We start from the raw sequence: 25,253 nt of genomic DNA on the forward strand, positions 1-25,253 counted from the left end.
AATTCAACAGAATGTAAGACTGAAAATCGACCAGAAGATGAGCCCAAAACCTACCACGAAACTGAGGGAAAGTCCCTTCACAAAGCGCCGCGAACCACTCGGGTTTATGCTTTGGCTGTGTGTAGCAGGAAGCTCGCTGCTCTTCCTGTCGATATTCGTTATCTTCTTTATAAATCTTCGTCAGGAGGCCGGGCAGCTCGATTCACTGCCGGATATGTTCTGGCTTAGTACATTGGTAATCCTTTTCAGCAGTATCACCCTTCATGAGGCAAACCTGGCGTTCGCAAACGAAAGGTTCCTGCATTACCGAGTCTTTCTTTGCGCGACGATGTTCCTGGGTTTTATGTTCATCGCATTGCAGGTAGGCGGCTGGTTCGAGATGGTCAATACTCAGATTTTCAGCAATCTTAGCAATTCGAAAGGCTTCATTTATCTTCTCACAGGTTTACACCTCCTGCACATGCTGTGCGGAGTAGGATACCTGGTGTATTTATTCAGGAAAGCAGTTAAGAACCGGGCTTATGTTGACGCGTTTGTCTACAGTGTCAACCCGCCAAACCGGCTGCGGATCAAGCTATTTACCAGGTACTGGCATTTTACCGGCGCACTCTGGCTGATTGTCTTTGTAGTCCTGATCCTTCTTTATTGATCAAAATTCTTTTTGAGACTATTCCGGGCCAGGAATGTAGCCAACAAGGTGAGGATTGCGGCCATGATCATCGGAGCACCAGGTAAGTAGACTGGCGCAGACGATTTAGTGAAAGCCGCAAAAAGGTTTGTCATCAGTGGCGGTCCAATGATAGAGGTCAGACTTTGAAGGCTTGTCAATGCACCTTGTATTTCACCCTGTTCATTCGCCGCTACCTGTGTTGATATAATGCCCTGCAAAGAAGGACCGGCAATTCCGCCGAAGATATAGGGTACTGTGAATACGTACATCATCCAGCCTTCTGTGGCAAATGCATATAGCAGAAAGCCGATCGCGTAAAGCAGCAAACCCAGGTACACTCCGCGTTTCTGGCCGAGTTTTGGAATAATAAGCCTGATAAGGTATCCCTGTACCAATGCGCTCAGCACACCGACTACACCAAGTGAGTAACCAATTTCAGCTTCACCCCATTTAAATTTTTCAATCACGTAGAACGACCAATTGCTGTGCACAGCATGCATGGCGATGTACATCAGACCCAGCGAAAAGATCAATCCATAAATGACCGGGTAGCGTTTCAGATTTTTCAATGATCCGATCGGATTCGCCCTGGTCCATTCGAACTTCCGCCTGTTTTCGGGCTTCAATGATTCTGGTAAAATGAAGTACCCGTAGAGCCAGTTAATAAATGAGAATCCCGCTGCTGCCATAAATGGAACCCGCGTGCCAAACTGCCCCAGTAAACCTCCCAAAACGGGCCCAATGATAAAGCCGAGACCAAATGCAGCCCCGAGCAAGCCGAAGTTTTGTGCTCGTTTTTCAGGCGTACTCACGTCCGCGATGTAGGCAGCACCAGTAGTAAAACTGGCGCCCAAAATTCCCGCAATAATGCGCCCCACATACAACCAGCCCAACGAAGGTGCGAAAGCAAGGAAGATGTAATCAATCCCAAAACCAAAAAGAGAGGCCAGCAAGACAGGCCGCCTGCCAAACTGATCGCTGATGCCGCCGATAATGGGTGCACAAAGAAATTGCATGGCCGCATAAGCAAACAGAAGCCAGCCTCCGTCACGTGAAGCCTGGCTGATTGTGTCGCCGGTCAGTTCACTGATCAGCTTGGGCATAACCGGAATAATGATTCCGAGCCCGATTACGTCAATAAGAAGTGTAACGAAAATGAAACCTATCGCGGGGGAACGGTTTGCAGACATGATAATGCAGTTTAGGTCTTTGGTACCTTAAAATTTTAATGCCTGCAATGACTATTTCGTCAAAATCTTGAACTCTACCCTGCGGTTGAGCTGCTGACCTTCGGGTGTGTCGTTTTTCGCAACAGGCACAGTCTCGCCGTAGCCCTTGCTCGCAACGCGGTCTGGTTCTATGCCTTTGCCAATCAGGTATTCACGTACCGTATCGGCCCGCTCCTGCGACAATTGCAGGTTGAATGCAGCACTACCCGTATTATCCGTGTGTCCGCCGAGTTCAATGGTAAGTGTCTTGTTTTCTACCATGGACAGAGAAATCCTGTCGAGCTCGGGATAAGATTCCTTGTTCAATGTAGATTTCCCGGTAGCGAAGAAAATATTGTTTAGCCTTACGATCTGGCCTTCTTCAATCGGGATCAGCTTCAAAGACTTGTTTGCAATTTCCCGGAAATTCTTCCCGGATCCATTGGTTGTAGAATCTGTCAGATCGACATTCTCACCTTCTGCTATAAAGTTTGGTGCAACAGCCCGCATGCTGTATTTGTATCCGTACGGAAGTACAATCTTGTATTCGCCCGTAGTCGGGTTGGTAGTTGCGGTACCTACTTCTTCTCCGTCCGCCAGATTTTCATACACGATTGTGGCTTCAACAGGCTTGCCCGTTTTGGAATCGATCACTTTTCCGCTGATCATCACAACCGGGTCAGCTGCCGGGATATTTGCAATGGGAGCTTCGGAAGTTGTGTCGCCAGGTGTTGTTTTAGGCCGGAGGTCAAATCTTACAACATCGCCTTTCCCCTCGGTATCTTTAAAGGAAACCATATATGCATAGTCGCCGAGCGCTGAAATGGTGTAGTAAGCATCATAACCGTCGGTATTAATGGCAGGTCCGAGATTGACAGGCCGGCTCCATCTTTTCCAGGATTTGTCGATCCGTTTGCTGTAATAAATATCATTGCTTCCCTGCCCGCCCTTGCGATCGCTCGAAAAATAAAGTGTGACGCCGTCGGGTGCGAGAAAGGGTGTAGTTTCAGTGAATTCGTCCGTGTTAATTTCAGGTCCCAGATCCATCGGCTTGGTCCATGTACCGTTTTTCTGCTTAAAACTGACGTACATGTTATCGACTTTGCTGTTCTTTTTTTCGCTGAAAGACATAACCAGCGTTTTGCCATCTGTGGACAGATAACCGCAGTCAAACTGGCCTTTGCTGATCTTGGCATACCCAGGAATTTCGATCTTATTCGGTGCCGACCAGCCTCGTGCCGTTTTTTTGCTTGTCGAAAATCCCCGGGTCTCGTAGACGCCGTTTTTGTAAGCGCCTTTTAACAAAAGCGTATTTCCGTCGGGAGTAATGCTGTATAACGAGTTGTAATCCTCCTTGTTCAATGGAGAAGGAAGCCGCCGCGCCTGTGTCCATTTGTCATTTTTCAATTCAGAATACCAGATATCCTGACTGCCTTTTGCTCCGTGCGTATTTTGCGGGTGACTTACCCTCGAAAAGTAAATAGTTTTTCCATCAGGAGAGATAATGGGGCTGATCTCGTTGTATTCTGTATTTACAGTTTTTCCAAGATTTTCCAGTTGCCCGAAAGCACTGAGAGATATCAGGCATACAAAAAGGTACAAAATCGAAATACGAATCATGCAGGGGAGGCTAACTAGTTGTTATCTACATATAACGAGCTATCAAGAGGCTTATTTTCCGGATTTTCGCGTCGGAATATCTCCATTTTCTCCAATAGTTCGGCAGAGTTATTAGCAACTACCAGCAACTGTTGATTCTGCGGATGTAAAAAGCCTTCTTCAACCATTTTGTCCAGTTGAAGCAGCAGCAAATCGTAGTATCCATTTACATTGAGCAGACCAATGGGTCCGTGGAAAATCCGGAGCTGCGCCCAGGTTAGTATCTCGAACAATTCATCGAAAGTGCCATAACCCCCCGGCATCGCAATCACACCATCTGAAAGCGAAACCATCTTGGCTTTCCGCTCGTGCATGGTATCTACGAAATGCAGCTCCGAGAGTGTTTTATGGGCATTTTCAAGTTTGGAGAGAAAGTTGGGAATGATCCCCGTGACAAAACCGCCGTGGTCCATTGCACCGTCGGCGACCCGGCCCATTAAGCCCATATTGCCACCGCCGTATATCAGTTTGATGTTTCGTTTAGCCAGCTCGTGCCCGAGTTCGTAGGCATTTTCGGCATAAACAGGTTTTTTTCCTGGGTTTGAACCGCAATAAACTACAATGGATTGCATAGTGTCAGTGTTGTGGGTTATACTTCAAGAACCGCATTGCTCAATGCTTTCAAATCTAAGTCGCCGAATGTACCTGAGCTCATCAGGAGCAGGTTTGCATTTCGCCAGGTCAGCGATTTCAGGAATGTTTCCAGCTGACTGGCATCAGTGAAAATCTTCAAATCATCCCTTTTGAATGCAGCGCGGATATCTTCTTCCGAAAGCGCTTCAAGCCGCTTGTGTTCTACCGTTTGAGGATTGTAATAAATAACTGCAACATCGGCTGCTTTCAGCTTTCTTCTGTATTGAGTCAGAAATGCTTTGTTCAGGCTGCTGAAAGTGTGCAGCTCGGCACAGGCTACCAGCTGCCGGTTAGGAAACTGCTCTTTCAATGCGGCAGTAGTTGCTTCTACTTTGGAAGGCGCGTGCGCAAAGTCGCGGTAAACGCTCATCGACTCGGAGCTACCCAGCAGTTCAAGTCGCTTGGATGCGCCTTTGAATGTTTGAATGGCGTTGTAAAATTCTTCATCGGTCACGCCCAGCCGCTCGCAGACAGCTTTCGCGCCACTGATGTTTTTCATATTATGGTTACCAAAAATCAAGACCGGCACTTCACCCTGCTCTGCGGTAAGCAGGATTGTTTTACCATTCTCAATCTTGTTAGGGTGTACATTATAAGGGATATTCGCAACATCCGGCCGCTCTTTTTGTCCGATCACATTGAGCATATCATCGGTTTCATCAAAAATGATTGCGCCCGCCTTTGGCAGAGAATCCGCTAGAAGCTCGAATTGCTTCACGTAAGACTCCCAGGTTGGAAATACATTGAAATGGTCCCACGCAATGCCGCTGATTAATGCGATATGCGGCTGATAATGCATGAATTTCGGGGTAGGATCGAGTGGGGAGGTAAAGTATTCATCACCTTCGACAATGATCACCGGCGCATTTTCGGATAGCTTCACCATATTATCGAAACCTTCGATCTGCGCGCCTACCAGGTAGTTAAAAATGCGGTTATTGTATTTTAAAACGTGCAGAACCATGGAGGTAGTGGTGGTTTTGCCGTGACTTCCGGCAATAACCACGCGCTGCTTGCTCTGGCTTTGCTCAAAGATGTATTCAGGATAGGAGTACACTTTGATCCCCAGCTCTCGCGCACGGGCAAGCTCAGGGTTGTCCTGCCGGGCATGCATTCCCAGAATAACTGATTGAAGATCAGAAGTTATTTTCTCAGGGAACCAGCCTGTAACAGCAGGCAAAAGATCGTATTGGGCAAGCCTGCTGGCCGAAGGTTCATATATCTCATCGTCTGATCCCGTAACGATATATCCTTTCAGGTGAAGCTCGATGGCAAGATTATGCATGACGCTGCCACCTATTGAGATGAAGTGTATTTTAGGCAAGGACGAATTTGGACTCATTGATTGGGAAAACTGATTTGTCCGAAAGTTAGCAAGAATTGATATTGGGGCAAATAACGTTTCGACCGCCGGGCGGCCCCGTCCGCTCAACGTGACAACACGCCAAAACAGACCGCGTTGTCACATTTAGCGGACGGGGCCGCCCGGCGGTCGAAATGTTAAGCCAGTTTTTTGTACTTAATGCGCTTTGGTGTGGCGTCTCCGCCTAGTCTTTTGCGCCTGTTTTCTTCATATTCAGAGAAGTTTCCCTCAAACCAATACACCTGCGAGTCGCCTTCAAACGCAAGTATGTGCGTGGCAACGCGGTCGAGGAACCACCGGTCGTGGGAAATGATTACTGCGCAACCCGCGAAATTTTCCAGACCTTCCTCCAATGCGCGTAATGTGTTTACGTCCAAATCATTGGTCGGCTCATCGAGCAGCAGCAGGTTACCGCCTTCTTTGAGCGTCATGGCAAGGTGTACCCGGTTTCTTTCTCCACCAGACAAGTTGCCCACTTTCTTTTCCTGATCGCCGCCGCCGAAGTTAAAGCGACTTACGTACGCACGTGCATTCGACTGTTTGCCGCCGATCATAATCCAGTCATTTCCGTCGGCAATGCTTTGATATACTGTTTTAACAGGGTCAAGATTATCGTGTTCCTGATCAACATAAGCCAGCTCCACAGTCTCGCCCACATCGAAGTGGCCTGTAAGTGGTTTCAGCTGTCCGGTGATGAGTTTGAAAAGCGTTGTTTTACCAGCACCGTTTGGCCCGATAATACCAACAATTCCATTTGGAGGTAAGGCAAAATTGAGGTTTTCGTAAAGCAGCTTGTCGCCAAAGCCCATTGAAACATTATGTGCCTCGATCACTTTGTTACCCAGCCTTGGTCCGGCAGGTATGAAGATCTCCAATTTCTCTTCTTTCTCGCGTCCTTCCTCTCCAAGCAATCTCTCGTATGCGCCCAAACGTGCTTTCGACTTAGCCTGACGGCCTTTTGCGCCCATTCTAACCCACTCCAACTCACGTTGCAGCGTTTTCTGGCGTTTTGATTCTGTTTTCTCTTCTTTTTTCAGTCGCTCCTGCTTTTGTTCCAGCCACGAAGAATAATTGCCTTTCCACGGAATTCCCTCGCCGCGATCCAGTTCCAGGATCCAGCCGGCTACATTGTCGAGGAAGTACCTGTCGTGGGTTACCGCAATGACAGTACCTTTATATTGTCTTAAATGCTCTTCAAGCCAGAGTACCGACTCGGCGTCAAGGTGGTTGGTTGGTTCATCCAGCAAAAGCACGTCGGGTTGGCGGAGCAGGAGCCGGCACAATGCTACCCTGCGTTTTTCACCACCCGAAAGTGTCGATACCAGCGCATCCGAAGGTGGGCAGCGCAATGCATCCATTGCAATTTCAAGACGGTTATCAAGGTTCCACGCGTCAGCTGCGTCTAGTTTTTCCTGAACCTCACCTTGTCTTTCAAGTAATTTGTCAAAGTCTGCATCTTCCTCACCGAAGGCTTCATTGATCTGGTCAAACTCTTTTAAAAGATCGACAATCTCTTGAACACCTTCTTCAACAACTTCTCTGACGGTTTTGGTTGGGTCTAGTTTCGGCTCCTGTTCAAGCATTCCGACGGAGTAACCGGGCGAGAAAACGACGTCTCCCTGGATGTCTTTATCGATTCCGGCAATAACCCGCAGCAGCGTTGATTTCCCTGAACCATTTAATCCAAGAACCCCGATTTTTGCACCATAAAAAAAGGATAAATAGATATTTTTAATAATATGCCTGTTGGGAGGAATGATTTTGTTGACCCCAGACATTGAGAAAATAATGGTTTCGTTACTCATTTTTTGTTTAATTTGTGCGTAACAAATATCGTTATATATCCCTACACTTAGCAGATAAAAAAATTGGAAGAATGGAAAATGCCACATTGAATGATGAATACGGCTACGTTAAGGACAGCAAAGTATTTTTAAAGGGGTATTTAGATTTCCCCGACCGGCAAATTGGAGAAGTTAAAAGGACAGAGCAGGAGGCGATAGATTATTTTAAAAATCGGTTTAATATCGTCCTGAACAAAGTCGAGCAACTGGAGAAGGAAATAGATGAAGCCCTCAACAAAGGCTCTTATCTGACCAAACTGATCCAGCTGCAACGTAAGCTGAAAGGTTTTGACGCACTCGGGGATTTTGTCCCTCTGCTGCAGCGACTGGAAGAGAAAGAGGAGTACCTGAAAGGCTTGATCGAAGTTAACCAGCTCAAAAATCTTGAAATAAAACGTGCACTGATCGAGGATGTCAGAGTGGCTGCCGCTATTGAAGACTATGCTGCCGCAACCGATCAGATACAAGAAATAAAAGCAAAATGGATCCGTACGGGGCCGGTTGAAAAAGAGTATCAGGAGGAAGTGGAAAGCACATTCCAGCAGATACTTGACGATTTCTTCCAGCGCCGCCGTGACTATTTCGACGAACAGAATAAGATTAACCAGCAACGCATTGAAGAGTACGAAAAGCTGATTAAGATTACGAAAACACTCAGCTACTCACGTGATCTGGACGATGCTTATGCCAAGGCGCGCGATGTGCGCAATGCGTGGAATAATGTAGGAGAAGTACCGCCGAAGCGCTTTTTCAAAGTGAACAAGGCTTACAGGCACTTCCTGAAATTGTTTTATGATAAATACAATCTTGCAAAAGGCATTGAACCGAAAGTACGCGTAGACCCGCGGATTGTGGAACAACAAAAGCTGCTGGCACAAGCCGAAACACTGCTGCGCTCACAGGATATCGTTGAAGCATCGCAGGAAGCGAAAGTGCTGCTTAGCAAGTGGAAAGAGATCAAAATACCATTCAAGCTGGCCGACAAAGAGCTTGCGGAGCGTTTCAGAATGGTTTGCGATAAAATATTTGAGTTAAGCTACCTGGCGCGCGTGATCAGCAGAAAGTACCCTGCATTTGAACTGAAAAGTCAGGAAGAACAACTTCGCACCAAGTATAGGGAGCTGGAATGGCTTGCAAAACGTGAAAAGAGCGATCTTGAATTTGCAATCCTTGAATTCGACAGAACAGCTACCGGCGATCCTGAGCTAGATAAGCAGGCAGCTGGCCGAATCAATATCCAGAAGCGTAAGGTTCAGATGAAAGAACGCATTCTGGCTGAATTTGACAGGAAGTTGAAAACCATTACCGGGTGACGTTCACAGGTTAACGATACGATCACTTCATAGAAGATTTGTTGATCACCAAATTAGAAGGCAATACCCTGGTCTCGAATTCGGCCGGGGTATTTTTGCTTTCTATCAAATCCAGTAACAAAGAAGTGGCCTGCTGCCCCATTTCGAAGGAGGGCTGGGTAATGGAGCTCACCGGCGGATCGAGCAGCGACGACATGGCCAGGTCACAAAAGCCTACCACTGCTACATCGTCGGGCATGCGGTAGCCGAGCTGCCGCAATGCGGAATGCACGCCCATTGTAATACGGTCACTTGCGCCGAAAATAGCGTCGGGCCTTTCGCGAAGCGCCATTAACTGATAGGTACGCTCGGTACCGCCTGCCTGGGTAATCTCGCTATGCAGTACCCATTCTTCCTGAAAATCAATTCCATGTTTGCGCAATGCATCTTTGTAGCCTTCCAAACGGAACCGTGTAATGGAAACGGGCTTCGGGCCGGCTATATGCGCGATCCGGCGACAGCCCTGACTGATCAGATGTTCCGTGGCTTCGAATGCGCCTTTGTAATCGTCTACTCTTACTTTATGCGTTTGCATTGCCTCACTTACCCGGTCAAAAAACACGACCGGAATACCCTGTTCCTGCAGGGAGACGAAATGATCAATATTCTCAGACTGACTTGAAATCGCAACCACCAGTCCGTCGACCCTCCTGGAAGCAATGTGCCTGGAAGCAGAACGCTCTCTTTCTAAAAGTTCGTGGCTCTGATAAATCATGGTATGATACCCGCGGCTGTAAGCAATATCCTCAACACCGCCGATAGCCGAAGAGTAAAAACGGTTGGCAATATCCGGCACGATCACCCCGATCGTTTGTGTACGGTTTTTCAGCAGGCTGATTGCAATAGGGTTGGGGTAATAGTTGAGCTGCTCAGCCAGGTTGATGACTTTCTTCTTGGTTTCCTCGCTGATTTCGCTGCTATCCCTTAATGCGCGCGACACTGTCGATTTGGAAATATTCAGTTGTCGTGCAATCTCTTTGATGGTAATGGAAACCTTTTTCATGGAGGATATGGGAATAATGCAATCTTACTAAAAAACCTGTGAAATGCACCAAAGTCGGATGGTTGCACAATTTACCGCATTACAGCAGAAGTTCCGGGAAAAATTCCGGGAACGGGAACGGTTCCGGGAACGGTTGCGTGAAATAATTGCTTTTTTTCAAGATTTATTTTTGTGTATCACTGAATCAATGGTTAAACTCGGTTCACTGTTGACGAAGATCAGCTACTGCACACCACTACCAATCACGGAAATTTTCTAAACCAACCCAGCCTGAATACATGGAAGCAAAATCGTTTACCTGTAAAACATCTTCTGCTACAAATCAGAAAAATTTGTTGGAGAACCTGTTCGGCAAAGTAGTGGCGAACGGCGACTACCATGCTTTCCGCGAGCTCTTCAACCACCATTACAGATCACTTTGCAACTACGCCATGCGTGTAGTAATCACCCGCGAAATCGCCGAAGAAGTTGTTTCGGATGTGTTTGTGAAACTTTGGAAAAATCGCGAGCAGATCGAAGTGCATACTTCTTTTCAGGCTTACATTTACCGCGCTGTACGCAACCAGGCGCTGGATTATCTCAAATTGAGGATACACCGGCAGAATGAGCGGGAATCGCTGGATTCCGTGCAATGGAACATGACCCACGCTGACCACTTTTCTCCCTGCGAGGAATTGTCGTTCAACGAGTTTTACGAGCACGTGGAAGATTGCATTCAGGCACTGCCAAGACAATGCCAGCTGATTTTCCGGCTGAGCCGCGAAGAAGGGCTACGTTATCGTGACATAGCCGAAAAACTCGCCATCTCGGTCAAAACAGTTGAAACTCAGATGAGCCGCGCATTGAAAGTACTAAGAGAGCGCGTTCCTGAGCACAGGTTGGTAGCTTAGAAACTTCGGCTGTCGGCTTCCGGCAATCGGCTTTTCTTATTTTGAGATATCATTAATAATTACTTGTTGCTGACAGATCATTCTGAAAGCTTGTATAACTAAAACTGCTAAAAGCCGACGGCCGAGAGCCGAAAGCCGATAGCCCCTTAAAAATGTCCCTAGAACAAACTTGGCGGTGGTTTGGGCCTAATGATCCTGTTTCTTTGCAGGATATCAGACAGGCAGGCGCCACCGGAATCGTAACAGCATTGCACCACATCCCCAACGGTCAGATTTGGGAGGTAGATGAAATTTTAGCAAGAAAAGAAATGATCGGGCAGGCCGGGCTTACCTGGTCTGTAGTCGAAAGTGTGCCTGTGCATGAGGCTATCAAAACGCGTACGGGAGATTTTGAAAAGTATATTCTCAATTATCAGCAAAGTCTCCGCAACCTTGGGGCATGCGGTATTGACACGGTCTGCTACAACTTCATGCCGATCCTCGACTGGACAAGAACGGACCTGGACGCGCCTATGAAAGACGGATCGACAGGATTACGGTTTGATGCCGCGCAGTTTGCTGCCTTTGATCTTTATCTGCTAAACAGGCCGGAAGCGCAGGAACTGTATACCGACGAGCAGAAATCAAAAGCGAAAAGCTGGCTTGATGCTGCCAGGGAAGAAGACGTGCAGCGATTGGTCCGGAATATAATCGCGGGATTACCGGGTTCCGAAGAGAGTTTTACAATCGAAGAGTTCCGGAAAGTGCTTGACACTTACAAGAAAATCGGCGATCTGGAATTGAGAACGCATTTGTACCAGTTTATTCAGGCAATAGGTCCCGTAGCAGCAGAAGCGGGTATCAGACTGGCCATTCACCCTGACGATCCTCCGTATCCTATTTTGGGTTTGCCGCGCGTGGTAAGTACTGAAACCGACGCGATGATGCTGCTGGAAGCTTACGATAACCAGGCAAACGGCATTTGTTTTTGCACGGGATCGTATGGTGTTCGGGCGGATAACGACCTGGCAGGAATGGTGGAAAGACTGGGAAGCAAGATTCATTTCATTCATTTGCGCGCGACGCGGAGAGAACGCGACGGGAGCTTTTACGAAGCCGATCACCTGGACGGCGACGTAGATATGTACAGTGTCATGAAGGGGCTTGTTTTGGAACAAAAAAGGAGAAAAGAAGAAGGGAGAACTGACCTCCGCATGCCTTTTCGACCAGATCACGGACACCGCATGCTCGATGACCTGACAACCGGAAAGCGTACTAATCCCGGATATACAGCAATCGGCCGCTTGCGTGGGCTCGCGGAACTACGTGGACTGGAATACGGAATTGAAAGAGGGTTGAATAATTGAACCTCCCGAACCCCCAAAGGGGGCAGGGGGTATAAGAGAAAAAGCTCACTAAGATGACAACAATCGCTACCGCACAAAAGACATTCATCAGCGAAGATTTTCTCCTTCGCTCAGAAACAGCGCGTGTTCTTTACCATGAATATGCGAAGGAAATGCCGATCATAGATTATCACTGCCATTTGCCGCCCGACCAGATCGCAGCGGACAGGCAATTCGATAATCTTACGCAGATATGGTTGTATGGCGATCATTACAAATGGCGGGCAATGCGGGCTAATGGTATTAATGAACGCTACTGTACAGGTGAGGCAAGCGATTGGGAAAAGTTTGAGCAGTGGGGCGCTACGGTACCTTATACGATGCGGAACCCGCTCTACCACTGGACCCACCTTGAATTGCTCAGGTACTTCGATGTGGATATCCTGCTCAATAAGGATACTGCCCGGGAAATTTATGAAGAGTGCTCTGCCAAATTGAAGCAGCCTGATTTTTCAGTAAAAAGCCTGCTTAATAAAATGAATGTGAAGGTAATCTGTACCACGGATGATCCGACAGATTCTCTTGAATATCACAAGCTGATAGAAAAAAGCGGGTTTAATATCAAGGTACTTCCAACCTTCCGGCCGGACAAGGCGATGCTCCTGATCGATAGTCCGGAAGATTTCAATGCTTATCTGGAGAAACTGGCGGCAAGTTCCGGGAAGTCGTCAATCTCAGATTATAACGATCTTTTGGCGGCGCTTCAAAACCGTCACGATTTCTTTGCTTCTATGGGCGGGCGGCTTTCAGATCATGGACTGGAACATATTTACGCGAGCTTCGACGAGGAGGCAGCTAAAAATGCATTCAATGTAACCAGGTCGGGGCAGCTCGCAAGCGAGGCGGATCGTATTGCATTCAAGTCAATGTTACTTTTTGATCTTGCCAAAATGGACCATGCAAAGTCGTGGACGCAGCAATTTCATTTAGGTGCATTGCGGAACAACAATGCACGAATGCTACGGGAACTTGGACCTGATACCGGCTGGGATTCTATCGGAGATTATAGCCAGGCGCAGGCGCTATCGAAGTTCCTGAACAAGCTGGATTCTACCGATCAACTTGCTAAAACAGTACTTTACAACCTCAATCCGGCAGATAACGAAGTGCTGGCCACAATGACGGGCAACTACAATGATGGTACCGTAGCGGGCAAAATGCAATTCGGTTCGGGCTGGTGGTTTCTGGACCAGAAAGACGGAATGGAGCGGCAAATGAATGCATTATCGAACATGGGACTACTCAGCCGCTTTGTTGGAATGCTGACTGATTCTCGCAGCTTCTTGTCTTACCCGCGTCACGAATATTTCAGAAGGATATTGTGTAACCTGATCGGGAACGATGTGGACAATGGTGAGTTGCCAAATGATATTCCGTGGCTGGGTAAAATGGTACAGGATATCTCGTATCACAATGCCAGCAGGTATTTTGATTTTTGAAAAAAAACTAGATTCTCATAAAATGTAATTAGATAGCCCAGACTCTTAGTTGTGGGCTATTTTGATGTTAAGTGTTATTTTTGATCAATTCTTAACCTTTACCAACGCCTCTTCAAAGCTGATTTGTACGAAAGGCATTATCTAAAATATGGCTCAAATAGTTTCTTTCGGTGAAGTCCTGATGCGGCTCTCCACTCCCGGTTTCTCCCGTTTTGAACAGGCACGGCAACTTAACGTTACCTATGCAGGCGGCGAGGCGAATGTTTCAACGGCACTTGCTTACTGGGGACATCATACTGCTCACGTAACCCGTTTTCCTGATTCTCCAATTGGTCGGGCTGCGGCGCAGTACCTGCAATTTCACGGTGTTGATATTTCACATATCATCTACGGCGGGCCGAGAATGGCAGTATACTTTCTTGAAATGGGAGCTGCATTGCGCGGAAGTCAGATCGTGTATGATCGCGCGAATTCCTCATTGGCGGAAATCGATCCGAAAGAAATTGATTGGGAAAGTATCCTGAAAGATGCCAAATGGTTCCACTGGGCAGGGATTACACCTGCATTGTCACAAGGCGCAGCAGATGCATTGCTGGACGGGATCAAAGTTGCCAGAAAGTACGGACTGACCGTTTCAGGAGATATATTCTATCGGGCGAATCTGTGGAAGTACGGCAAAAAGCCATCAGACATTTTGCCGGAGCTTACTGCGGGAACTGACATCGTGATTGCAAACAAGGAGAATATTAAAGAGATTTTCGGCATTGAAGGAAACGATTTCCGGGAGTCCTGCGTCAACTTACAGAAGGCTTATCCGCAGGTTAGCACAGTTGTCGATACAAAAAGAACCTCTATAAGTGCCTCCCACAATCTGCTGCGGGCTTATTTGTGGAATGGAAGCGAACTCCTGGAAACAGAGGATATCGAGATTAACCCGATTATTGACAGGGTAGGAGGCGGAGATGCTTTTATTGCCGGTCTGATTCACGGATTGATCACTTTCAACGATCAGCAAAAAGCATTGGAGTTCGGAGTTGCAGCGTCCGCATTGAAGCATACGATAGAAGGAGATGCATTGATCTCGACGATTGACGAAGTGGAAGCGATCAGGCAGGGTGAAACTTCGGGTAGAATTAAAAGATAAAAATCAGGTACCCGGTAACGCGGGGTCACAAGCATTATTATGGATAAAGAAACAACACTGGTACTATTGAACGAAGTGGGTATTGTGCCCCTGTTCTATCATGCCGATATAGAAGTTGCCAAGGAGATTGTTAATGCAAGCTACCGTGGCGGCGCGAGAGCAATTGAATTTACAAATCGCGGGGAGAACGCATTTACCGTTTTCAAGGAACTGCTGGCATATACGAAGGAAAGCTTGCCAGGACTTTCCCTTGGAATTGGTACCATTTATGATGCTGAGACTGCTCAGAAATTCATAGATGCGGGGACAGATTTCATTGTAACACCTTGTCTCAACCCGGCAGTTGGGAGTGCCTGCGCACAGGCGAATATACCCTGGATTCCGGGCGTGGCTACGCTTACAGAGATATATAATGCGCAGCAGGCGGGTGCAGAGGTAGTTAAGTTGTTTCCGGGAGATGTTGTAGGATCCGCATTTGTAAGGGCTATTCGTGGACCAATGCCAAAAGTGAAGATTATGGTAACCGGCGGAGTGCAGCCGACACGCGAAAGTATTAGCGAGTGGTTTGGCGCTGGCGTATATGCAGTCGGCCTGGGTTCCAACCTGTTTCCAAAGGACATTGTTGCAGAAGGAAACTATCCCTGGATCGAGCAAAAAGTAGCCGAAAGTATCGCGCTCGTCAAAGAATTCCGTCAGAACAGCTAGGAGCTTTTGGCATAATAAAACTTCTCAGGCGGACCAGAAATCAGCACTCCGGTCCGCCTGGAACTAACTCCTAATTCTTCGGAATAATTGTCAGTACTTCTGCATTCTCAGCCATGTTTTCCTTTACTGCATTGGCGAAGCCGGGGAGCAATGTCAGGTCAGTATCCCATAACTCAATATCGCTCATTACCTGTTCGGCAAGGTCCACCGGTGAAGCGGCATTCCTCCATTTCTCGTCAAAATAAGCGGCAGAGTCGCAACGGATCGAGTAAGGGCGTCCATCCAGATCTCCGTAATAGTTGCCGTCTTTATGCACCACCGGTTTCATGAATTTCAGAAAAGCGGCAAAGCCTTTTGCAAATAGCAGCGGCGGCTGGTCTGAATGCTTGTAGTGTTCCAGCAGAGTAGGAACGTTACGCATTTTCATCTTCGCCGTGTATTGTACGGTAATATCAATCAGCTGGTGCCTGATAAATGGGTTGCGGAAACGATCCAGTACCTGGCTTCCAAAATCCCTTGCGCGTGCCGGGTCTACCGGGTAAGGTATTGCAGGGGCAAGCTCATTAAGCATCAGGTTTGTTACAAAACTGGCAGTTTCTGGTGTCTCCATATTCTCACGCACAGTTTCCAGTCCATGCAAATAGCAGAGTCCCGCAGACAATGTATGCGTACCATTCAGCAGGCGCAGCTTCAACTCGCGATGCAGATCGATATCATGTTCAATCACGACCCCGCTGTCTGCTTCCGCGAAACTGAGCACGGAGCGGATATATGCATCGCCTTCAATCGCCCATAGGCTGTACACTTCTGATATAATCATCAGATCATCTTGAAAACCAAGCTTTCCTGAAAGTTCTTCTATACTCTCTGCATCAGGTTTACCGGGAACAATACGGTCTACAAGCGAGCTGCAAAAATGGTTTGCATTTTCGAGCCAGCTGATGAATGCATCTTCAAGCTGGTGACGCGAAGCTTGCTCCATTACAATCGAGCGTAATTTTGGCCCGTTTCCTACAATTAACTCCGTAGGTACAATCACCATTCCCGATTCTTCTGACCCGCCGAAAGTTTTAAAGCGCTCATACAAATACGCGGTTAACTTACCTGGGAATGAAGCAGGAGGTGAGGCAAAAATATCGTCATCGGTCAGCTGAATGCCCACCTCCGTGGTATTGGATATCACAATTCGTATTGCGGGATCAGCAGCGCATTTTAATATGTCGGCCCATTCCGTACTGGCGCTCAGGGTCCGGCTGATTGAAGCATTAATGACGGTTTCGTCCACCTGCCGCCCGTTGTCGATCCCGCGAATGCTATGCGAGTACAGGTTTTGTTGTTGTTTAAATGCGTCTGTTCCGCCGCTTCCGGTGGACTTTACAACCACAATCCTTCCATTGAAAATCGCTTTCTGATTAGCCTTATTTACGAAATAATCGGGCAAGCCACGCAAAAGCACGCCTGTGCCAAACTGGATGATTTTTTCGGGCAAAGCAAGCAGCTGCCGGTGATTTGGCAGCAGGTCAGGACGTTGATCCAGGAGTTCGGGTGAAAGTTGCGGTAAAGACATTTTTAAAGAAATAAGTACATTAATGTGACGCCAATTACAAATGGTAACCCCTAACAAAAAAGAGGCGCCATCAAGCGCCTCTTCAATTATCTATATCCTAAAAAACCGAGCCTAAGCATCAATGGTAACAAAGCCACTTTCTTCCTTTTCTTTCTTCTCGTCAGGGAAAACAAACTTGATCGGATTTTTAACCTTCTCAGGCAGCAATGCAATCGCAAGTACTTCGTCGATCGTGTCAACATAATGGAACGACAGGTCCTTAATGTAGTTCGCCGGTACTTCTTCTACATCCTTCCGGTTTTTAAGACAAAGAATGATCTCCTTAACGCCCGCTCTGCGCGCTGCGAGTATCTTTTCTTTCACTCCTCCTACCGGAAGCACTTTCCCGCGCAACGTGATCTCACCGGTCATAGCGATATAAGGCTTAACCCGGCGCTGCGTGAAAATGGACGCCATTGAAGTTACCATCGTCACCCCGGCCGAAGGTCCGTCTTTCGGAACAGCTCCTGCCGGAACGTGTACGTGAAGATCGTACTGGTTGAAGATCCGGTAATCAATGTCGAGCCTGTCTGCATTCGCTTTCAGGTAAGACAATGCAGCTACCGCTGATTCCTTCATTACATCGCCCAGTTGACCGGACAAGGTAAGGTTGCCTTTTCCACGGCTCAGGCTTGTTTCAATAAAAAGGATCTCGCCACCCACCGAAGTCCAGGCGAGGCCGGTTACTACGCCGGCAAAATCATTGTCCTGATAAAGATCTTTGTCAAATATTTCCGGACCCAGGAATTTTTCAACATGGTCAGCGCGGAGGGTTTTCGGATATTCCTGCTCCATTGCCACCGACTTAGCAATTTTCCGCACGACGGTACCTACTTTCTGTTCAAGGTTCCGCACTCCTGATTCCCTCGTATATCCTTCGGCAATGCGTAGCAATGCAGTATCGTCAATTTTCAGGTCGCCCGATTTTAGCCCGTGGTCTTTACGCTGCTTCGGAACGAGGTAGCGTTTTGCAATCTGCAATTTTTCTTCAATTGTGTAGCCCGTCATTTCAATAATCTCCATCCGGTCACGCAATGCAGGGTGGATCGTATCCAGCGAGTTGGCTGTCGCTACGAACAATACTTTGGAAAGATCGTATTCAACTTCCAGGTAGTTGTCGGTAAAAGAAGAGTTTTGCTCAGGATCAAGCACTTCCAGCAATGCAGAAGAAGGATCGCCTCGGTAATCGGAGCTTACTTTATCTATTTCATCCAGGATAAAGACCGGATTTGCTGAACCTGCTTTTTTAATGTTTTGGATGATCTTACCTGGCATTGCGCCGATGTAAGTCTTTCTGTGTCCGCGGATCTCGGCTTCATCATGTACCCCACCCAGCGCCATTCTGATGTATTCACGGTTCAATGCTTTTGCAATGGACTTACCCAAAGAGGTTTTACCAACTCCCGGAGGTCCGTACAAGCAGAGGATAGGCGCTTTCAGATTACCTTTAAGCTTCAAAACCGCGAGGTACTCAATAATTCGTTCTTTGACTTTTTCTAACCCGAAATGATCCGCATCAAGTACTTTCTGTGCGCGTACCAGATCGAAATTGTCTTTGGTATATTGTCCCCAGGGTAGATCCACCAGCGTCTCCAGGTAGTTCATTGTTACCGGGTACTCAGGCGCCATCGGGTTAATCCGCTGGAGTTTGTTCAGTTCTTTGTCAAAATGAATGCGAACCTGATCAGACCATTTTTTCTGGCTGGCTTTCAGGCGTATTTCGTCGAGATCACGCTCGGGACTATCCATTCCAAGCTCATCGTGCAATACTTTGATCTGCTGGCGAAGGAAATAATCGCGCTGCTGCTGGTCGATGTCTGAGCTGGCTTTTGTCTGAATTTCCCTTTTCAGTTCCAGCATTTCAATTTCCCGCATCATATACTGAAGCAGGAGTGTGGCCTGCTTGTGACCGTTTCTTTCTTCAAGGAGCTTTTGCTTGTCAGCAACCTCCACGTTGATGTTGGAAGAAAGGAAATGGATCAGGAAAATAGGGCTTTCGATATTGTCCAATGCAATGCGCGCCTCCTGAGGGATCTCAGGGTTCAGCCGCATGATCTTGTGTGCTCCGTCGCGCAGCGACTGTAGCAGCGCCTTCGACTCTTTCTTGGTAGGACCCACAAACGAATCCTCAATCGCACGCACTTCCGCTGTGAGATAAGGCTCTTCATGAATGATATTCTTGATTTCGAAACGCTGCCTTCCCTGTACGATAATCGTCACATTTCCATCGGGCAACGTGATCATTTTCAGGATCTGGGCAACTGTACCAATGTTGTAAAGATCTTCCGCGGTAGGATCTTCCTTGTTAGGAATAGCCTGCGTCACGGCACCAAGTATGCGCTGATTGATATCAGAATTACGATATATCTTTTTAACCAGACGGATCGCTTTTTGGCGCACTACGGTCACAGGAATAACCATTCCCGGGAAGAGTACAGTCTGTCTGATTGGTAAAATGGCAAGTTCATTCGGAAGTTCAAAAGGCTCATCGGAACCGTCGGGTCCGCCAAGTGGAACAATTTCGAGGCTATCCATGTCGGAATCAGACATTAGTAGCCGACTATATAAGTCAGAAGGTTCAAATTTCATAGGCATTCTGTCAAAATGACAGATAATCTTTTCCCAATATATAAATAAGGCCTTTCAAAAGAAAGGGAATAATAAAACAAAATAGCTATGCCAATTGGTGCTTGTCAGGTCGGTTTTGGCGGTTTTTAAAGTGCTTGTACGGTCTGGCCCTTTTTGAAAAGAAAGGTTTTTTTCTCCGATGCAAGCTTCAAATTCGTCATATTCACCTGATCGTCGAACACCTCCATCAGTGTGCTGTTTTGTAGACGGTAACCTTCGGTTTTTCCCTGAAACGGAATTTCCAGATAGATCCAGGTAGCGTCGTCCTCCTGCTCTTTTCCCACGTAATGCATAGCCACAGGATTTTTACCCGCATCTGTTAGTACAAAGCCTTTTCGGATGTACTTCTCAACCAGCGGATCATTCTTGTCATTGTCTTTTACAACAAAGCGCTGGTTCCCGTTGCTCAGGGATAATCCTTTTTCAAGATCATCGGTAAAGATCCTGATGCTTACCTCAAAGGATTTTTGAGCAGGATTGAACTGCATGTGCGTTACCGAAACGTGGTACTCATGCTTCGAGGCAAAGGAGGTGAGAAGGAGGAAGGAGGAAAGGGAGAAAAGGAGGAAGGAGGCGGGAACACTCAATCCCTTCCTCCATCCTCCCTTTCGTCCTTTCTCCCCTTTAAAAAACAGCTTTCCAAACATCATTAAAGATCGCAAATGCCATCAGGCCGAGCAGTAATACCATACCTACTTTCTGTGCATTTTCGAGGAATGCGTCGGAAGGTTTACGGCCGGAAATGAGTTCGTAAGATAGTATAACCGCGTGGCCACCGTCAAGAGCGGGGATCGGGAGTGCATTCATGAATGCAAGTACCATAGAAAGCAAGCCGGTAAGGTACCAGAAGCGGCTCCAGTCCCAGATCCCGCCGAACATACGCGCGATACCGATAGGGCCGCTCAATGCTTTTGAAGCGGACACTTCACCGCGGAAGATTTTACCAAAACCTTTAATATTATCAAAAACTACATTGAATGCATCTTTGGTACCCACGGATATCGCTTCACCAAGTGTGTATTCAACTGTTGTATATTTCAAAAGACTGTTTCTGTAAAATCCGATTGTTCCATCTTCTGAAACATTCATTGGAATGCTTTTCTGTGCACCGTCTCTCTGAACAACTATGGTAACCTGCTTTCCTTTTACCTTGTTCAGCTCGTCCTGCATCTGGTGGAAAAACTGGATCGGTTTTCCATTCAGCGAAAGTACTTTGTCTCCTGTTTGCAGACCAGCTTTCTCAGCAGGCAAGCCAGGGATCAGTTCTCCGATCGTAAACGGTTCCTGTGCACGAATGAAATTTCCCTTTTCTTTCGGGTCCGAGAGTTTTTCGATGAAATTATTAGGTATTTCAACTACTACTTCCTTTCCGTCGCGATTGACTGTGTAAGAACTGTTGCTGCCCAGAAAAACTTCCGAGCTCACGATTTCACTGAAATTCGTAAAAGGTTTTCCATTCACCTTTACGATCTTATCACCAGTCTTCAACCCGATCTCTTGTGCAAGCTCACCTGCAACAACACCATATTTATTTACTTCCGAGCTCGACAGGAACTGGTCTCCCTCACGGTAAGCGATCAGGATAAAAATGAAAATTCCGACAACCACATTCACGATAATACCTCCCAGCATCACGATCAGGCGCTGCCAGGCTGGCTTAGAGCGGAATTCCCAGGGTTGTGGCTCCTGGTTCATTGTAGCGGTATCCATCGACTCGTCGATCATACCTGATATTTTCACAAAACCTCCCAAAGGAATAGCGCCTATTCCATATTCTGTTTCGCCGCGCTGGATGCTGAAAATTTTAGGAGGAAAACCAATGAAGTATTTTTCAACCCGCATTCCAAACATTTTGGCCGCGGCCATATGTCCCCATTCGTGTAGTCCTACCAAGATGGACAAGCCCAGGATGAGCTGTCCGGCCATTATTAATACTTCCATTCAGGTTTTTTCGTAATCGTTATTGGTAATTTATTTATTAAGCTTATCCAGGCGGATATTACGCTCCCGCATTAGAAACGTAAATGTAATCAGTAAAGTTACGTAAAAGCTTTGATAAGGATAAAAATGGCCCCTTACTCTGATGCAGCGGTATTTTTGTCTGGGACCGCTATTTCTATCCCCATCATCCGCATCAATTCGGAGGCATTGAAACTCCGGCAAATTCCCTTGTAAAGCCGATAGTCAAAATGCAGTTTGCCTTCTTCTACGTCGGAGCGGAAATGGAAATTATGCACGTACCCCTCTGTTTCTCCCCACTGGCCCAGTTCCAAATCATGCGTGGAAACCAGTCCTGATGCATTTTTACCGTGCAATTGTCTGATCAGCGCCTCTGCGCCGCGATGCCGGTCTGCTGAATTGGTACCTTTCAGGATTTCATCGAGAAGATAGAAAACGGGCGCTGCGTTTTCACCGGATAGTTCAAGAAGTAACCTGAGCCTTTTCAATTCTGCGTAGAAAGAGGAGGTACTTTCTTCCAGCGAATCCTGGGTGCGCATGCTGCTAAAAACACGTAGCGGCGAGCAGGAGAATGCAGTTGCACTGATCACTGCGCCAATCTGCGCCAGGACCAGGTTAAGCCCGATTGTGCGGAGGAATGTACTTTTTCCAGACATATTTGATCCTGTCACCAGCATCGTTGAGCCAGTTCCGGTTAATTCGAAATCATTGCTCACGCGCTTTTCCGCGGGAATAAGCGGGTGGCCCATGGCTGTTGTACGGACAGAAACTGCTGCATGTTCAGTCACTTCGGGTACAACATATTCAGGATTTGCAAATGCATGCCCCGCCAGTGAGTTCATCGCTTCGGCATCTGCGAGCACATCGAGCCAGTGCCACATTTTTGATTGGTTGGCCTGCTTCCATTTTTCCAGACCAGCCAGGCAATGCACGTCCCATAAGGAAGGTATACCTACAACGAGGCTGAAAAAAGGATTGTTGCGGTAGTCGAGCCGCTCGAACAATGCGCCGGCACGGTGCAGCGATTGGGAAGAGTCTTGTATCAACGCTTTTCTCTGCATCCACCAACCGGAAGTGTAAGGCGCAGATTCTGCTATTTTCAACAGATCTGCATAGGCAACCAATGTTTTGCCAAGCGTGGTTGTCTTGTTTGTAGTAATCTGGATTACAGCCTGGAATTGTTTCAAAATATAGAAATGGACTCCATAGCAGGCCAGTACTGTCCAAATTGGAATTATTTGCGAAACAGCCAGAATAATTACCAACAGCGTTACCACGGGGAACCACCGCATTTTCAAAAGCGTCGCAAGTTTGGGATCAAGGGTTTCTGTAGACCAGGCGCGGAATGCACCTACCTGCGCGGCTGCATGTTCGTGGAGCAATGCAGTCGCTTCCCAGGTTTGCATCAGCTCGGGGTGTTTTTTGAAGTCGGCCGAGGCTTGTTGGCGCGCCAGTATATCTGCGGTAGTCGCGTGATTTTTGAGCCAGTTTGAAAGTCTTTTACTACCCTCGGAAGTGCGTGTGCGGTTCAGTAGTTTGTAAAGGGAATACTCGCCGAAAATATCCAGGTCCGAAAGGAAAGCATGCTGCTTTTCGGTGTACTGCATGCCGTTGTCAGTGCGTTTGAAGCGTAGTGAAAGTCTTTCCCGTTCGTCTTCATTCACAGTTTGCAGGTTCTTGTGAAAATCGCGCGTCTGCTTAGCCTGCTGGTGTTTTCGCATGAGAAACAAAAACGCAAAAACGAGTACGGCAATCGCAAGTGCCCAGACTGCTTCACCTGACCGGATCATTAACCAGACAAAAAGAATGATAGTCACGAACACAGCCAGCCGGGCAAAGGAAAGTTCGTTAGACTTTTGCTGAGCGGCGGCTTCTGCTACACGGGCATCTCTGAGCCTGGCCTCGAAAAAAGCTGCGGGCGGGTCTTGTGCGGTGGTATTTTCCATTAATTGCTTTGGGCAGTTTCAAACTGCAATTTGATCAGATTGGCGTACAATCCGTTATCCAGCAGCGATAATTCATTGTGCGAGCCAGATTCGGCGATCATTCCTTCGCGGATCACATAGATCATATCCACTTTGCGGATAGTGGCCAGCCGGTGCGCAATTACAATCGTGGTACGATCTTTCATCAACTCGTCCAATGCAACCTGTACCAGCTTTTCAGACTCTGCGTCGAGAGAGCTGGTTGCTTCATCAAGGATCAGGATTTTCGGGTTTTTCAAAATGGCGCGTGCAATTGCAATTCGCTGGCGTTGTCCGCCTGAAAGCTTGATACCCCTTTCGCCCACCACAGTTTCAAACTTTTCCGGAAACGATTCAATGAAGTCGAGCGCATAGGCGCGCCTGGCAGCATCGTAAATCTCTTCCCTGGTGGCATCAGGCTTTCCGTAGGAGATGTTTTCGTAAATAGTACCGCCAAAAAGCATCACTTCCTGAGGTACGATCGCGATGTTTTTGCGCAGCTCAGAAATCCCGAACTCCGACAATGCTTTTCCGTCAATCATAATCCGCCCCGATTGATAGTTATAAAAGCGCATCAGCAGCTGGACAATAGTAGACTTGCCCGCGCCGCTGTATCCTACGAGCGCGATTTTTTCGCCTGCATGAATGCGGAGCGATATTCCTCTCAGTACAGGCAGATCGGGCCGGGAAGGGTAGGAGAAGTGGATATTATCATACAAAATATCCCCGCGGACAACACTGGTGCCTGCATTCCTGGCCCCGTCAATGGTAATCTCAGGCTCTTCTTCCAGGATCTCAAAGATACGCTCCGATGCACCGATTGTCTTGTTAACCTGCGCATACAGATCGCCCATTCCGCCAATAGAAGCGCCGATGAATGTGGTATACAGTATAAACGTAAACAGATCAGACAATCCGAACTCTCCTGCCTGCACCAATCCGGCCCCGTACCAGATTACGGCCACAATGCCGCCGAACAATGCAAAAATGATAAATGATACAAACCCGCCGCGAAAGCTGGCCGCGTAAAGAGACAGCTTTACAACTCTTTGCAGGATAGTACCATAGCGCGAAACTTCCAGGGGTTCGTTTGTAAATGCTTTAACAACGTGAATGGACTGCAACGTTTCTTCCACCACCACATTTGCTGCGGCAAGTTCATCCTGCGCCTTTCTGGAAAGCTGCCGCATTCGTCGGCCAAAGAAAACCGACGCAACTACCAGTACAGGAAAAGTCGCAAGCATGAAAAGTGTTAGTTTCCAGGAGGTATAGAAAAGGATCGCCATGCCGACTACGAGCGTGGCAATTTGCCGGAAGATCTCGGCCAGCGTGAATGAGAGCAATCCCTGTAATTGGGATACATCGGCAGTAATGCGGCTTGTCAGCTCGCCTACGCGCCGGGATTCCAGGAATGTGAGCGGAAGTGTGATGATTTTGCTGAAAACATCCAGGCGAATGTTTGTCATCGCCATTTCACTCACTTTGGTAAAAAGGTAAATCCTGAAATAGGAAAACACAGCCTGGCAGACCAGAATGACGAACAGGAACATCGTGATCTGGTTGATCGTGTAAGGCGATTTACCTTCGATCACTTCGATAATGCTGCCTACGAGTTTTGGAAATGCAAGGGAAGTGCCTGTTGATAATGCAAGAAAAATAAGCCCGATAAAAAACATCCCGCGGTAGGGCCGGAGGTATTTGAAGAGACTTACTGTGGTTTTTAGACCCGCCCAGCTGATTTTCCGGATTGAAAAGAAAGAAGTGGGTGTATTGGTTTGCTCATTTGTAGCCATCGGAATCG

At 47.4% G+C, this 25,253-nt stretch carries 19 protein-coding genes; 7 read left to right on the top strand and 12 right to left on the bottom strand.

From position 1 onward, the window contains the following. Positions 1-37 precede the first annotated feature (37 nt). On the top strand, positions 38-649 hold the full coding sequence (locus ASG33_RS01580) for a hypothetical protein (protein WP_056279600.1): 612 nt from the start codon (positions 38-40) through the stop codon (positions 647-649). On the opposite strand, the gene ASG33_RS01585 is transcribed toward ASG33_RS01580, so the two are convergent. The 5 genes from ASG33_RS01585 to ettA form a co-directional block, all read right to left on the bottom strand. Then, positions 643-1,860 carry a TCR/Tet family MFS transporter gene (locus tag ASG33_RS01585; RefSeq protein ID WP_056279602.1) on the bottom strand — a complete coding sequence of 406 codons (1,218 nt, stop codon included), beginning with the start codon at positions 1,858-1,860 and terminating at the stop codon, positions 643-645. The two genes, ASG33_RS01580 and ASG33_RS01585, sit on opposite strands and share 7 nt — an antisense overlap. 51 nt (positions 1,861-1,911) lie before the next feature. Then, on the bottom strand, positions 1,912-3,498 hold the full coding sequence (locus ASG33_RS01590) for an OmpA family protein (RefSeq protein ID WP_056279604.1): 1,587 nt from the start codon (positions 3,496-3,498) through the stop codon (positions 1,912-1,914). 14 nt (positions 3,499-3,512) lie between these two features. Next, on the bottom strand, positions 3,513-4,109 hold the full coding sequence (locus ASG33_RS01595) for a TIGR00730 family Rossman fold protein (protein ID WP_056279606.1): 597 nt from the start codon (positions 4,107-4,109) through the stop codon (positions 3,513-3,515). A gap of 17 nt (positions 4,110-4,126) precedes the next feature. After that, positions 4,127-5,512 (bottom strand): UDP-N-acetylmuramate--L-alanine ligase, encoded by a 1,386-nt coding sequence (gene murC, locus ASG33_RS01600; RefSeq protein ID WP_056279608.1) that lies wholly within the window; start codon positions 5,510-5,512, stop codon positions 4,127-4,129. Between the two features lie 158 nt (positions 5,513-5,670). Further along, positions 5,671-7,338 carry an energy-dependent translational throttle protein EttA gene (gene ettA, locus ASG33_RS01605; protein WP_056283128.1) on the bottom strand — a complete coding sequence of 556 codons (1,668 nt, stop codon included), beginning with the start codon at positions 7,336-7,338 and terminating at the stop codon, positions 5,671-5,673. Positions 7,339-7,409: 71 nt separating this feature from the next. Here ettA and ASG33_RS01610 point away from each other — a divergent pair, with 71 nt between their 5' ends. Next, positions 7,410-8,690 carry a DUF349 domain-containing protein gene (locus ASG33_RS01610; RefSeq protein ID WP_056279610.1) on the top strand — a complete coding sequence of 427 codons (1,281 nt, stop codon included), beginning with the start codon at positions 7,410-7,412 and terminating at the stop codon, positions 8,688-8,690. A gap of 22 nt (positions 8,691-8,712) precedes the next feature. Here ASG33_RS01610 and ASG33_RS01615 read toward each other — a convergent pair whose 3' ends face one another. Continuing rightward, on the bottom strand, positions 8,713-9,732 hold the full coding sequence (locus tag ASG33_RS01615) for a LacI family DNA-binding transcriptional regulator (protein WP_056279612.1): 1,020 nt from the start codon (positions 9,730-9,732) through the stop codon (positions 8,713-8,715). 278 nt (positions 9,733-10,010) lie between these two features. Here ASG33_RS01615 and ASG33_RS01620 point away from each other — a divergent pair, with 278 nt between their 5' ends. The 5 genes from ASG33_RS01620 to ASG33_RS01640 all read left to right on the top strand — a co-directional run bounded on the left by ASG33_RS01620 (position 10,011) and on the right by ASG33_RS01640 (position 15,295). Beyond that, positions 10,011-10,622: an RNA polymerase sigma-70 factor gene (locus tag ASG33_RS01620; protein WP_056279613.1), complete on the top strand. Its 612-nt coding sequence runs from the start codon at positions 10,011-10,013 to the stop codon at positions 10,620-10,622. Between the two features lie 152 nt (positions 10,623-10,774). Beyond that, a complete protein-coding gene (uxuA, locus tag ASG33_RS01625) occupies positions 10,775-11,968 on the top strand; it encodes a mannonate dehydratase (RefSeq protein WP_056279615.1) in 1,194 nt (397 codons plus the stop codon). A gap of 53 nt (positions 11,969-12,021) precedes the next feature. Beyond that, a complete protein-coding gene (gene uxaC, locus ASG33_RS01630) occupies positions 12,022-13,446 on the top strand; it encodes a glucuronate isomerase (protein ID WP_056279616.1) in 1,425 nt (474 codons plus the stop codon). Positions 13,447-13,594: 148 nt separating this feature from the next. Next, the gene (locus ASG33_RS01635) at positions 13,595-14,590 is read left to right on the top strand and encodes a sugar kinase (RefSeq protein ID WP_056279619.1); all 996 of its coding nucleotides are present in this window, start codon (positions 13,595-13,597) and stop codon (positions 14,588-14,590) included. Positions 14,591-14,629: 39 nt separating this feature from the next. Continuing rightward, positions 14,630-15,295 (top strand): bifunctional 4-hydroxy-2-oxoglutarate aldolase/2-dehydro-3-deoxy-phosphogluconate aldolase, encoded by a 666-nt coding sequence (locus ASG33_RS01640; RefSeq protein WP_056279621.1) that lies wholly within the window; start codon positions 14,630-14,632, stop codon positions 15,293-15,295. 70 nt (positions 15,296-15,365) lie between these two features. Here the strand turns inward: ASG33_RS01640 and ASG33_RS01645 are convergent, their stop codons facing one another. The 6 genes from ASG33_RS01645 to ASG33_RS01670 form a co-directional block, all read right to left on the bottom strand. Then, the gene (locus ASG33_RS01645) at positions 15,366-16,862 is read right to left on the bottom strand and encodes a tagaturonate reductase (protein ID WP_056279624.1); all 1,497 of its coding nucleotides are present in this window, start codon (positions 16,860-16,862) and stop codon (positions 15,366-15,368) included. 111 nt (positions 16,863-16,973) lie between these two features. Further along, positions 16,974-19,451, bottom strand: coding sequence for an endopeptidase La (gene lon / locus ASG33_RS01650; RefSeq protein ID WP_200942712.1), 2,478 nt, complete (start codon positions 19,449-19,451; stop codon positions 16,974-16,976). Positions 19,452-19,615: 164 nt separating this feature from the next. Further along, positions 19,616-20,179, bottom strand: coding sequence for a DUF6702 family protein (locus ASG33_RS01655; RefSeq protein WP_229238533.1), 564 nt, complete (start codon positions 20,177-20,179; stop codon positions 19,616-19,618). After that, entirely contained in the window at positions 20,154-21,470 is a 1,317-nt protein-coding gene (gene rseP, locus ASG33_RS01660; protein WP_056279630.1) for an RIP metalloprotease RseP, read from the bottom strand. Before rseP ends, ASG33_RS01655 begins: the two co-directional genes overlap by 26 nt. A 134-nt stretch (positions 21,471-21,604) precedes the next feature. Continuing rightward, entirely contained in the window at positions 21,605-23,434 is a 1,830-nt protein-coding gene (locus ASG33_RS01665; RefSeq protein ID WP_056279632.1) for a MutS-related protein, read from the bottom strand. Then, positions 23,434-25,245 (bottom strand): ABC transporter ATP-binding protein, encoded by a 1,812-nt coding sequence (locus ASG33_RS01670; RefSeq protein WP_056279634.1) that lies wholly within the window; start codon positions 25,243-25,245, stop codon positions 23,434-23,436. Before ASG33_RS01670 ends, ASG33_RS01665 begins: the two co-directional genes overlap by 1 nt. Positions 25,246-25,253: the final 8 nt, after the last annotated feature.

Source organism: Dyadobacter sp. Leaf189 (genome assembly GCF_001424405.1).
GTDB lineage: Bacteria > Bacteroidota > Bacteroidia > Cytophagales > Spirosomataceae > Dyadobacter.